General features: G+C 49.7%; 6 protein-coding genes and 1 riboswitch. Of the genes, 3 read left to right on the forward strand and 3 right to left on the reverse strand.

Annotated elements, in window-relative coordinates:
• Positions 1–87 precede the first annotated feature (87 nt).
• A complete protein-coding gene (uvrC, locus tag B3D59_RS02015; protein WP_286817410.1) occupies positions 88–1,908 on the reverse strand; it encodes an excinuclease ABC subunit UvrC in 1,821 nt (606 codons plus the stop codon).
• 95 nt (positions 1,909–2,003) lie between these two features.
• On the reverse strand, positions 2,004–2,225 hold the full coding sequence (locus B3D59_RS02020; RefSeq protein WP_414646508.1) for a rubredoxin: 222 nt from the start codon (positions 2,223–2,225) through the stop codon (positions 2,004–2,006).
• Positions 2,226–2,506: 281 nt separating this feature from the next.
• On the opposite strand from B3D59_RS02020, the gene B3D59_RS02025 reads away from it, so the two are divergent.
• The 3 genes from B3D59_RS02025 to B3D59_RS02035 all read left to right on the forward strand — a co-directional run bounded on the left by B3D59_RS02025 (position 2,507) and on the right by B3D59_RS02035 (position 9,844).
• The gene (locus B3D59_RS02025; protein ID WP_286817411.1) at positions 2,507–5,257 is read left to right on the forward strand and encodes a PKD domain-containing protein; all 2,751 of its coding nucleotides are present in this window, start codon (positions 2,507–2,509) and stop codon (positions 5,255–5,257) included.
• Between the two features lie 442 nt (positions 5,258–5,699).
• Positions 5,700–5,779, forward strand: a riboswitch (cyclic di-GMP riboswitch).
• A gap of 115 nt (positions 5,780–5,894) precedes the next feature.
• Positions 5,895–6,650: a PEP-CTERM sorting domain-containing protein gene (locus B3D59_RS02030; protein ID WP_286817412.1), complete on the forward strand. Its 756-nt coding sequence runs from the start codon at positions 5,895–5,897 to the stop codon at positions 6,648–6,650.
• A gap of 452 nt (positions 6,651–7,102) precedes the next feature.
• A complete protein-coding gene (locus tag B3D59_RS02035) occupies positions 7,103–9,844 on the forward strand; it encodes a PKD domain-containing protein (RefSeq protein ID WP_286817413.1) in 2,742 nt (913 codons plus the stop codon).
• Between the two features lie 132 nt (positions 9,845–9,976).
• Here B3D59_RS02035 and uvrB read toward each other — a convergent pair whose 3' ends face one another.
• Positions 9,977–11,977: an excinuclease ABC subunit UvrB gene (uvrB, locus tag B3D59_RS02040; RefSeq protein WP_286817414.1), complete on the reverse strand. Its 2,001-nt coding sequence runs from the start codon at positions 11,975–11,977 to the stop codon at positions 9,977–9,979.
• Positions 11,978–12,207: the final 230 nt, after the last annotated feature.

Below are 12,207 nucleotides of genomic sequence, written 5' to 3' on the forward strand. Positions count from 1 at the left end.
CACAAAGACACCAAGACACAAAGATTTTATTTTATTTTTTGACCCTTTGTGCCTTTGAGGCTTTGTGCGAGAATAAAATTGCTGAGTTTATTCAGACAGCACTTGGAGCAGATTTCTTGCCATGTCCAGAGTAATACCGGGAAGCGCGGCAAGTTCTTCCGGCGACTGGTTTCGAATATTATCAATACCCTTGAAGGTAGTGAGCAGCAGCTTCTTTTTTTTCGGCCCAATGCCGGGGATACCGTCAAGGGCGGAGAGTTTTCCGCGCTTTTCCCTGCGGGAGCGCTGGAAGGTAACGGCAGACCTGTGGGCCTCATCCCGAATCTGCTCCAACAGAAAAAGGGCCTTGGCAGACTGGGCGGTATTCAAGGGATTGGACCGTCCCGGCAGGTAAACCTTGTCTGCTTTCTCGCCCTTATCCGCATCCTTTTTGGCCAGCCCTGCCAGAGTGAACATCCCCTCCAGCCCCAGTTCCCTGACCACGCTCACGGCCATGGACAACTGTCCTTTACCGCCGTCCACCACCAGCAGGTCCGGCAGGGGCATATCTTCCCGGTCGTGCCGGAACCGGCGGGAGAGCACATGGGTCATATAGGCATAGTCATCCTGCTGGTCAATATCCTTTATAATAAATTTACGGTAGGCATTTCTATCCGGCCTGCCGCCGGTGAACACCACCATAGCCGCCACAGGATCTTTTCCCTGGAGATTGGAGTTGTCAAAGCACTCCATACGTTCGGGCAGCCGGTCCATGCCCAGAAGGCGCTGGAGCATGGTAAGCCCTGCCCGGGCCTCGGCCTCCCTGTCCAAAATTTTTTCAAGTTCGCCCTTTGCGTTAAGCCGGGCCATATCAGCCAGCCGTTTCTTTTCCCCCCGGACCGGATAATGGAAATGTACCCGGTGATCGGCCACCTCATTGAGCCGGGCTTCGGCCCGGACCATATCGTCAGAGGGATGGCTGAACAGGACGGAGCCCGGAATCTGGGCGGCTTTCTCATAATACTGGATCACAAAGGCGGCCAAAACCTCATCCGGCTCCTTGAACCCCAGATCCAAAGGGTAGTAGGCCGTGTTTATGAGATGCCCGGACCTTACCTGCATAACCGTCACCACAGCCAGATCCCGGTCCCAGGCAAGCCCGAGTACATCCCGGTCCTGCCCGTCCGCACTCACCACCACCTGGCGCTCCATGATCCGCTCCACGGCAAAGATGGTGTCCCGGACCTGGGCTGCCTTTTCAAAGGCCTGGGTACTTGCAAATTCCGCCATCTCTATACGCAGTTTCTTAATCACCTCCCGGGTCCGCCCCCTGAGAAACAATACCGCAGCCTTAACCCGGGCCTGGTACTCCCCAGGGTCCACTGCATTGCAACAAAGCCCCAGGCATGCCTTGATCTGATAATTCAGGCAGGGCCGGGACCTGTTTTTAAACTGGGCCTCCCGGCATTTCCGAAGTTTGAAAATCCGCTGGATCTGTTTTAAGGTCTGGTTCACGCTCTTGGAGGAAGAATAGGGCCCGAAATAGAGGGCCTTGTCCTGTTCAATGCGCCGCACCCGCTGGATGGACGGATAAGGTTCATTCATGTCAATGCGCAGCAGCGGATAGTTTTTGCCGTCTTTGAGAAGGACATTATATTTGGGGGAATGTTCTTTGATCAGGTTGGATTCCAGGATAAAGGCCTCCTGGTCGGACTGGGTGACCACCAGGTAAAAATCATCTACCAGGGCCAGAAGCGCTGCGGTCTTGGGCTCGGGCTGGTCCTTTCTCATAAAATATGAGGCCAGCCGTTTTTTTAAATCCTTGGCCTTGCCCACATAAAGAATGTTTCCCTTTTTGTCCCGCATGAGATAAACCCCGGGGGCATGGGGAGCCTGGTCGTATTTTTCCTTTATTTTCTCGGAAATCAATAGCCCAACCGATTTTTATAGAAACTGAAAATGAACGAAAAGTATCAAACTTTTAAATCATTGATGATTCTACCACTTCTTAAGAATAGCACAACTTATTTGTCTTTTCGAAATTCATCTTTGCATTCCCCGCAGACAGGACAGGTCCAGTCTTGGGGAAGGTCTTCAAAGGGAGTGCCGGAGGCAATGCCTTTGTCGGGATCGCCTTTTGCCGGGTCATACACATAGTCACAGGGTCGACATGCGCCTGGGCTCCCGTCACATCCAGGTGCATCATCATACACGTAGCCATTGGGACCGCATACATATTTATCCATATTTTTCTCCTCATTCTATTTTTGTTGGTTTATAAATAAGCGGGTTTTTGCCCATCCCCCCAAAAAGTACGGTGGGATCTTGGAACCCTATGAACCTTACTCTTAATTAGGGTACCACGAACATGGCCCAATGGCCACATAGCTGGATAACGTACCAACTTTTTAATGGAATGCGTATGAAAAAAATCAATAGATTGCTATGTTTTCCGGAATGTAATCACGTGGATGATATCTATTTGGTCTGTGCAATGATAATTTTTATTATTTAAAAGGAAAGGTAAATGAAAGTAAACACCACGACAGCAAAAGCGATCGGCCTGATGATAATTGTACTGTTCCTGTTGAGCAGTGCCGGATTTTTGTCAGCAAAAGAAGGTGAAATATACAAAACCGGATTGCCCGAACTGACAGAAGAAGAACTCCAGTGGCAGAACCAGCATATGCTCAAGGTCAAGAAAATTAAACTGAACAAAATCGGGCTGGAGCGAGTCAACCAGTGGCGGGCAAAAAAGGGGAAAGGCAAAATAGATAAAGACGAAATGGATGTAGCTGCCGTCGGAAACGAACTGGAAGTGGTAACTGGTGCAGCAGCCTCTGTGGATACATCTTCTGCCCTGCCGTCGGCAGACTATCCAGGCGATGTGGACAACAGCCGGTTAAAATATTTTCCTCCCATCCGGAGCCAGGGATCATTGAATTCCTGCGGTGTTTTTAACGGGACCTATTATGCCATGACCCACATGTATGCCATGGCAAACAACCTGGATGCCAAAACCGGCGGCGATTCTTACCGTCTCAGCCCCAAATGGACCTATAATATGGTCAACGGCGGCGGAAACAACGGAACCTGGTATTACTGGGCCTACGAAATCGGACAGAAGCACGGCGCAGCCACCTGGACGGAATTCCCCTATGATTCCGATTACAGGGCCTGGAGCCTGAATCCCGATACCTGGGAACATTCATTGTACCGCAGATTTGACCAGTACGGCATGGTAGTCAACACCCATCTTGACGGCGGTATTGATCAGGTAAAACAGATGCTGGTCAACGGCTATATCCTCAATATTCCGACCTATATTGACTCATGGGTTTACCAAGCCATTGGAGATGATCCCGCCACCAGTGAAGACGATGCCTTTGCCGGTAAAAAATGTGTATCCTGGGTCAACGGCACATCCGGGTACCATGCCATGACCGTGGTGGGATATAATGACAATATCTGGGTGGATATCAATGGAAACAATGCGGTGGATTCCGGGGAAAAAGGGGCTTTCAGGATTGCCAATTCCTGGGGAACCGGGTGGGGCGAGGCCGGTTATGCCTGGATGTCTTATGATGCCTTGAAAAATCCTTCTGCCGTTTCCGGCGGCCCGTCAACGGGCCGGATCTACGGATGGTATCCATCCAGGGCCCACTGGGTCACCGCCAGAACAGGGTATGAGCCCAAAGTAATCGGAAAGTTTACATTAAACCATGCCAGGCGAGACCATCTCCGGATGACCCTGGGCGTTTCCGATATCAACAAGTCCGTCCCTTCCGTCACATGGATCCCGGAGATGATCTATAACCAGGGTGGAGCCTATGCCTTTAACGGAACAACCTCTGCCGTTGATGGTACCTTTGTCCTTGATTTTACGGATCTTCTTCCCTATGCCGACGGACTGTCCACCTGGTACCTGGGAGTCCAGGACGACACTGTGGGGAGTGAAGCCACCCTTTCGACCTTTACCTTGATCGATGTTGCAAACGGCAATCAGGTGGTCCAGAGCATGGACGCGCCGCAAACCGCGGACGGAACTGAGGTTTATGCCGGTGTCGATTATGATACTACCGGTAACAACATTTCCCCCACAGCGGTTGCAGATGCATCAATTTATTCAGGTCCGGCGCCCTTAGTGGTCAATTTTTACGGGGCATCCTCCTATGATGCTGACGGAGATATTTTTTCCTATGACTGGGATTTCGGAGACGGCGCATCCCAGTCCGACCCCCAGGTTACGCATACCTATGATCAACCGGGAATGTATACTGCAACCCTCACGGTAACCGATGAACTCGGTGCAATCGATACCGATTCCGTCAGCATTGAGGTTGTGGCCGATCCCACCAGGCAGGTCTATGTGTCGGATATTCAGGCAACACCGCTTGTGGATGAAACCGGCACAACAACCCGGGTCAGTGTTCAAATCCTGGATAATGATCAGAATCCGGTTGGAGGCGCAAATGTTACGGGACATTGGTCCGAACTGGTTTCAGGGAATGTATCCGGCACAACCTCTGCAAGCGGCATAGTCGAATGGGTGTCCCCCCCCACGACCCAATCCGGGACCATTACCTTTACCGTCGATTCCGTCACGGCATCGGGATACGAGTATGATGCTTCTTTAAATACCCGCGCCTCAGTCGATATAACCGCGGAAGAAAGCAGTAATCAAAACCCGGTGGCCGTGATTCAGGCCGATTCTCTCAGCGGTACGGCACCGTGGACGATTGCCTTTGACGGTAGAGGCTCCTATGATCCCGATGGCAGCCTCACCCGCTATGAGTGGCGTGTAGACGGTTCCGTTGCAAGCTCCGGGACATCCAACACCTTTACCTATGATTTTTCAACCACCGGAACCTATGCGGTTTCCCTGAAGGTGGAAGACAATAACGGAGCCGTTTCCACAGAGGACGAGGTCATTGTGACAATTCAATCCGCATCTGAAAGCCTCCTCATGCATGTTGAATATATTACAGTAACGGTCCAGCAGAGGGGAGTGAATTCCCAGGGGCTTGCAGAGGTACAAATCCTTGACGAGGATGAAAATCCCGTAGCAAACGCGAAGGTCAGTGGTGCCTGGAGCGGTATTGTTGTTAAGGAGGATCAAATCGGAACCACAGACAGTGACGGTATTGCTGCTTTTACGTCACCCAAGACAAAAACATCCGGATCCTTTGAATTCACAGTAGAAAACGTTAGGGCCGATGGCTATATCTATTCCCCGGAAAATAATGTCATGTCATGGGATTTTACTGATACGCCTTAATTCTCTTCTTTTTTAATATGCACCCCTTAGCCCGGACCGTTTCTTCTCTTTTTTCCGGGAAAGGGGTGTTCTGTTTTCAATTTTTTTTAAAACAGTATTCAAAATTCCGGCCTGATCCTTTTTCTGAATACCCTGTAGAACCCGTTTCCAGATGCGGAAGGACAATCCTGACTGTAGTATCGGTCCAATCCACAGCCGGCCGGCACATGCCAAGCTCAACAACCTCAACAAGAGGGTGAAAATTATGTTATAAACCTTTCTTGGGCTATGAAATAAATGCCACATTGTTATGAAACAAATACCACAATCATAGTGATCCTTTGGGGTTTTACATCTCGGACAAATAACACAACCCTCTCTTATCAATTTGAATTTATAGCCTAATTTCGCTATTCTTTTTTTTCGTTCAATCATTGGTTCGATTTTTGCTTTCTAAGGATTCAACAGTCAAAGCCAAACCTGATGAAAGTCAGGGGCGAAAAGCCACGGATCCGAATGAGTAAGGACAGCCGAGTTGCCTTAAAGTTAAAAGCTACGGAGAATCCGGTTTTTGATTTTAGGAATGGCGACTGCTTGACGGGAAGATGCAGGTAATACTTTAATTGACCCTAACAACGAAAAAGAATAAGGGAGAATTATGAAAAAAATTTTAATCTTTTTATCGATAGTCACACTGTTAGCTGTTGTGCCTGCTGCACAAGCTACTAGCTTTCCAGCCACAATAAGATTGACTGAAGATTATCATATCGATCAATCAGAAGTTGATCAGAACGATGACGTAGAAATCCAACTAGATTTTTCTCTTTCAGGGAACACATTAACAGTTGACATATTCAACAACTCAAACACAAACTGGGCGCCAGCATTAACTGGAATAGGATTTGATCTCACTCCTGATGGTGGACAAACGATTACATCACAATGGTCTCTGGTAGCCCAGACGGCAAGTGGTGTGACACAAGACATTTCTTCTTATTGGACGATCACTAGCATTTCTAAAGGCAGTTTTGACTTCGATTATTATCCGACTAGCGACACCAGTAGTAACCCAAAAGATGGTGCCCTTTACAATCCAGGCTTGCTATCAACTCCCTCTCCCGCAGGCTACAGCTTACTGCCTGCAGGAGAAGATTTTTATACTCAAGCAACGCTTACGGTTCTATTTAATGGTGATATCACAGGGATTATTGAGGCAGGTGCAAGACTTCTGAATGTCGGAGCAGGCGGAACGGATAGCCTAAAACTCGTTGGAGCGCCGGTTTATGATCCTACTGATCCCCCTACTGATCCCCCTACTGATCCCCCGGCCGTTCCAGAACCCGGAACCATGATCCTTTTGGGTTTCGGCCTGATTAGTCTGGCTGGCTTCGGTCGCCGTAAAATTAAACAATAAATATTCACGCAGAACATAGTAAACTAACAAGGCCGAAGCGGTAACCCGCTTCGGCCTTGTCTATTCTGGTATCAATGGGAACATGAGTAGCGGGTGATCCGGAGGATGTAAAGGCTTTACCTACGGTGCATTTTACCGGTCCTCCCCACTTTTTTTATGACCCTTATCGTTTTTATCTCCGTCTTTCCTTTTCGCCGGAAGGGCATCTTGTTTTCGTGGTGATATATCGCAATTTTTATGGTGATATTTAACTATTTAAACAAAGACCTGTGATCTCCCCTTTGAAATTTCAATATACATGATGTCTCGTTTAATAAAAATCGTTCGGTGAAACGCTTATAAACAAAGGGTTTCAAGCTTTCATGCATGCAAGGCCTAAACCGTGGCATACATTTTGTCTATTAGTCCTGTCATGTCTAATGACAATTCTCACTATTTAAAAGGAGGCGTGAATGAAAGCAAACCCCACGACAACAAAGGCGATCGGCCTGATGATGATTATACTGTTCCTGTTGAGCAGTGCCGGATTTTTATCAGCAAAAGAACAAGAAATGTACAAAACCGGGCTGCCCGAACTGACGGAAGAAGAACTCCAGTGGCAGAACCAGCATATGCTCAAGGTCAAGAAAGTTAAACTGAACAAAATCGGGCTGGAGCGAGTCAACCAGTGGCGAGCCAAAAAGGGAAAAGGAAAAATAAAGAAAGACAAACCGGATATGGCTGCCGTGGGAAACGATCTGGAAGTGGTCACCGGGGCATCCGCACCTGTTGATTCCTCTTCTGAGCTGCCGTCGGCAGACTACCCAGGGTATGTGGACAACAGCCAGTTAAAATATTTCCCCCCCATCCGGAGCCAGGGTTCATTGAATTCCTGCGGTGTTTTCAGCGGCACCTATTATGCCATGACCCACATGCATGCCATGGCAAACAACCTGGATGCCCAAAACGGCGGAGATGCCATGCGTTTGAGCCCCAAATGGACCTATAATATGGTCAACGGCGGCGGGAATAACGGGACCTGGTATTACTGGGCCTATGAAATTGGCCAGAAACACGGTTCTGCCACCTGGGCGGAATTTCCCTATGATTCGAATTACAGGGCCTGGAACCTGAATCCCAATACCTGGGAAAACGCATTATACCGGCGGTTTGACCAGTACGGGTATGTGTTGAATACCCATCAGAATACAGGTATTGACCAGGTAAAGCAGATGCTGGTCAACGGCTATATCCTCAATATTCCGACCTATATTTACTCATGGCAGTACCAGACCATTGGAAATGACCCCTCTACCAGTGAAGACGATGCCTTTGCCGGTAAAAAATGTGTATCCTGGGTTAATGGCACATCCGGATACCATGCCATGACGGTTGTGGGATATAATGACAATATCTGGGTGGATATCAACGGAAACGGTGTCGTGGATTCCGGGGAAAAAGGTGCTTTCAGAATTGCCAACTCCTGGGGAACCGGCTGGGGTGAAGCCGGCTTTGCCTGGATGTCCTATGATGCATTGAAAAATCCATCTGCTGTGGCCGGAGGGCCGTCAACGGGCCGGATCTACGGATGGTATCCTTCCAGGGCCCACTGGGTAACCGCCAAAACAGGCTACCAGCCAAAGGTTATCGGAAAGTTCAAGTTAAACCACGCCAAACGGGATCATCTCCGGATGACCCTGGGTACCTCAGACCTCAACCAGTCAACGCCTTCCAGCATGTGGATCCCGGAAATGATCTATAACCAGGGCGGCGAATACGGATTTGACGGCACAACCAATGCCGTTGACGGCACCTTTGTCTTTGATTTTACCGATCTGATGCCTTCCGGCGGGGGCCTGGCGACCTGGTATCTGGGGGTACAGGATGATACCGCAGGCAGCGAGGGAACCCTTGGGACCTTTACCCTGATTGATGTTGCAAACGGCAATACAGTGATCGAGAGCCTGGAAGTTCCCCAAACCGTTGACGGTGACCAGGTTTATGCGGGCATTGATTATGATCCTTCCGGTGAAAATCTTCCGCCTTCAGCCCGGGCAGATGCCTCCGTATTTTCAGGATACGCACCGCTTGAGATCAATTTTGATGGGTCATCCTCCTATGACAATGACGGAACAATTGCCTCCTTTTCCTGGGATTTTGGAGACGGTGCATCCCAGTACGGCGCCCAGCCTGTGCATACCTATGATCAGCCGGGAACATATATCGCAACCCTCACGGTAACCGATAATAACGGTGCAACCGATACCGATTCCGTTACGATTCAGATTGATGCGGATCCTTCTAAACAGGTTCATGTGTCGGATATTCAGGCAATACTTGTTGTCGAAGAAACAGGCCAGCAGGCCCGGGTCAGTGTTAAAATTTTGGACAATAACCTGAATCCCATGCCCGGAGCACTGGTTGAAGGGCACTGGTCCGGACTGGTTTCAGGGAATGTGTCCGGCACGACATCTGAAAACGGCATGATCGAATGGGTGTCCGCTGCAACGATTCAATCCGGCACCATCACATTTACTGTGGATACGATTTCTGCATCGGGATATGATTATGACGCTTCTTTAAATACCGTCTCATCCATCAGTATCAAAACCCAGGAAAGCTCTAATCAGAGTCCGGTGGCCGTTATCGACGGCGGTCCAGTCAGCGGTATGGAAGGGGATTCTATTTACTTTGAAGCTAAAAACTCCTATGATCCCGATGCTGGTGATACCCTTTCCTATGAATGGCGGATGGGAGAAGATATCCTCTCATACGGTACATATTTAATTCATGAATTTTCAACCGCCGGTACCTATGAGGTGATTCTGAGGGTGGAAGACGACTGGGGAGCCGTTTCCGAAGACAAAGTTACCGTAACGATTGAATCAGAAAGTGGAAATGACGCTTTTATACACGTTTCCAGTATAGAGATGCGGGTTAGCTATTTGGGGAAAAATTCTGTTGGACTTGCAACGGTGAAAGTCGTTGATCAATATGGGAATCCCATTGAAAACGCCGCTATTACCGGTGTCTGGAGCGGTGTTGTCAGGGCTTCCCAATCCGGAATCACGGCCGGCGACGGTACGGTTATGTTCACCTCACCAAAGACAAAAACATCCGGCGAGTTTGTATTTTCCGTAAATGGTGTAACCGCATCAGGTTATGTATATTCGCCTGATGATAATGTTCTGGAATTGAACTCTATTAATAATTAATAGCCTCATGTCCCGATGGACACAGCAAACATAGAAAGCAATTAGCTGAGAGCCTTCCATGAGAAGGCTCTTATGCTTTAAGTTAAACCCTAAAGTTGATCACCATAGTCACTGAAATCATTTTGCCACGAATTATGGCTGGGCTGTTTTGATCTTTTTCAATTCCCGGATCTTGTCCCTGTATTGTGCGGCCTGCTCAAATTCCAGTTTTTCAGCGGCTTCATTCATTTTTGCCTCAAGGTCCCGGATCACATCGTCCAGATTCAGTTCATCCGCCTCATAGGCTTTGAGTTCCTCATTTACGGCCGCTTCGACCCTATTGGCATTCATGTCGGCCATGGTGTAATCAAAGACATTGATCTTTTTATTGATGGTGGCAGGTGTAATGCCGTGGGCCTGGTTATACATCTTCTGGATCTTTCGACGGCGGCGGGTTTCAGCCAGGGCCTTTTTCATGGAGCCGGTCTCTTTTTCCGCATACATGATAACCCGGCCATAGGCATTACGGGCGGCCCGGCCGAAAATCTGGATAAAGGAACGAAAGGAGCGTAAAAATCCCTCCTTGTCCGCATCGAGAATGGCCACAAGCGACACTTCCGGGATATCCAGGCCTTCTCGCAGCAGATTGATGCCAATGAGCACATCGAACAGGCCCCTTCGCAAATCCTGGATAATATCAATACGCTCCACCGTGCCAATGTCCGAATGCAGGTATTTTACCTTGATTCCCAGATCCGTATAATAGTCGGTAAGGTCCTCTGACATGCGTTTGGTCAGCGTGATCACCAGCACCCGTTCCCGGGCCTCCACCCGTTTGAGGATCTCCTGGTAGAGGTCGTCAACCTGTGTTTTGGCATCCCGGATCTCCACCTGGGGGTCAAGCAGGCCAGTGGGCCTGACAATCTGCTCGGCCACCCGGACACCGGCCGTTTCCAGTTCATAGTCCCCGGGAGTTGCCGACACAAAGAGGGTCCGAGGCACCCGGTCCTTGAACTCCTCGAATTTCAACGGCCGGTTGTCCACGGCAGAGGGCAGACGGAACCCATATTTAACAAGCGTTTCCTTCCTGGAGCGATCCGCCTTGTACATGGCCCCAAGCTGGCTGACCGAAATATGGCTTTCATCAAAAAAGAGTAAAAAATCCTGATCAATATAGTCCAGAAGCGTGGGGGGCGGCTGTCCCGGAGCCCGGCCCGTGAGGTGCCGGGAATAGTTTTCAATGCCGTTGCAATACCCGATCTCCTCCAGCATCTCAAGATCGTACCGGGTGCGCTCCTCCAGGCGCTGGGCCTCCACCAGCAGGTTCTGGTCATTCAAAACGGCCAGCCGCTCCTTAAGTTCGGCCACAATACTTTTCACGGCCTGATTCCGGGTCTTTTTATTGGTGACGTAATGGGAGGCCGGATAGATGGTGATCTGGTCAAACCGTTTGGTCACCATACCTTTCAGGGCATCAATCTCACTGATCTCTTCAATGGTGTCCCCGAAAAAATCAATGCGGAGAGCCTTGTCCTCCTCGTAGGCCGGAAAAATCTCCAGGCGATCCCCCCGAACCCTGAAGGTGCCCCGGTGGAAATCCATGTCATTACGGGTGTACTGGATATCGACAAATTTCCGGATCACATCCTCCCGTGAAATCTCCATATCCCTGTCCAGGGTCACCCGCAGATCCAGGTACTCTTCGGGCGCTCCCAGACCGTAAATACAGGAGACCGATGCCACCACGATCACATCCTTGCGGGCCAGAACGCTCCGGGTAGCCGAGTGCCGCATTTTGTCAATCAATTCATTAATGGAAGAATCCTTCTGGATATAGGTATCCGAAGACGGAATATAGGCTTCGGGCTGGTAATAATCATAATATGAGACAAAATATTCTACGCAATTATCCGGGAACAGCATCTTGAACTCATTGTAAAGCTGGGCCGCCAGGGTCTTGTTGGGCGCAATGACCAGGCTCGGCTTTTCCACTTGATTGATGATATTGGCCATGGTAAAGGTCTTCCCGCTGCCAGTGACGCCAAGGAGCGTCTGATGCCTATGGCCCTTTCTCAGACCTTCCACCAATTGGGCAATAGCCTGGGGCTGGTCCACGGTGGGTCTAAAATCAGAAACGATCTTGAACTCAGGCATAGAGCCTTTTCCCCTCCGGCTCCTACACCTAAAAGTGTATTACGGTTCATCGGTTAAAGCAAGAGATACGCCGGAATTGCATCATAAGGGAGCGTCTGTGCGGCGGCCGGGCGCACGCTCCCGCGTCATTGCCGCAACAGATGTAGGTGGGCCGCTTCAGCCGCCCGCCGCCGACGGGGATCCATTCGGGCAAGAGGGACACGTGGATGCCCGCTTTTGCGGGCATGACG

It is taken from the genome of Desulfobacter sp. UBA2225, assembly GCF_002348205.1.
GTDB lineage: Bacteria > Desulfobacterota > Desulfobacteria > Desulfobacterales > Desulfobacteraceae > Desulfobacter > Desulfobacter postgatei.

Bases quoted from the DNA above. Each gene is read 5' to 3' on its own strand.
- B3D59_RS02020 (WP_414646508.1), bottom strand. From the start codon at position 2,225: ATGGATAAATATGTATGCGGTCCCAATGGCTACGTGTATGATGATGCA.
- B3D59_RS02025 (WP_286817411.1), top strand. From the start codon at position 2,507: ATGAAAGTAAACACCACGACAGCAAAAGCGATCGGCCTGATGATAATT.
- B3D59_RS02030 (WP_286817412.1), top strand. From the start codon at position 5,895: ATGAAAAAAATTTTAATCTTTTTATCGATAGTCACACTGTTAGCTGTT.
- B3D59_RS02035 (WP_286817413.1), top strand. From the start codon at position 7,103: ATGAAAGCAAACCCCACGACAACAAAGGCGATCGGCCTGATGATGATT.
- uvrB (WP_286817414.1), bottom strand. From the start codon at position 11,977: ATGCCTGAGTTCAAGATCGTTTCTGATTTTAGACCCACCGTGGACCAG.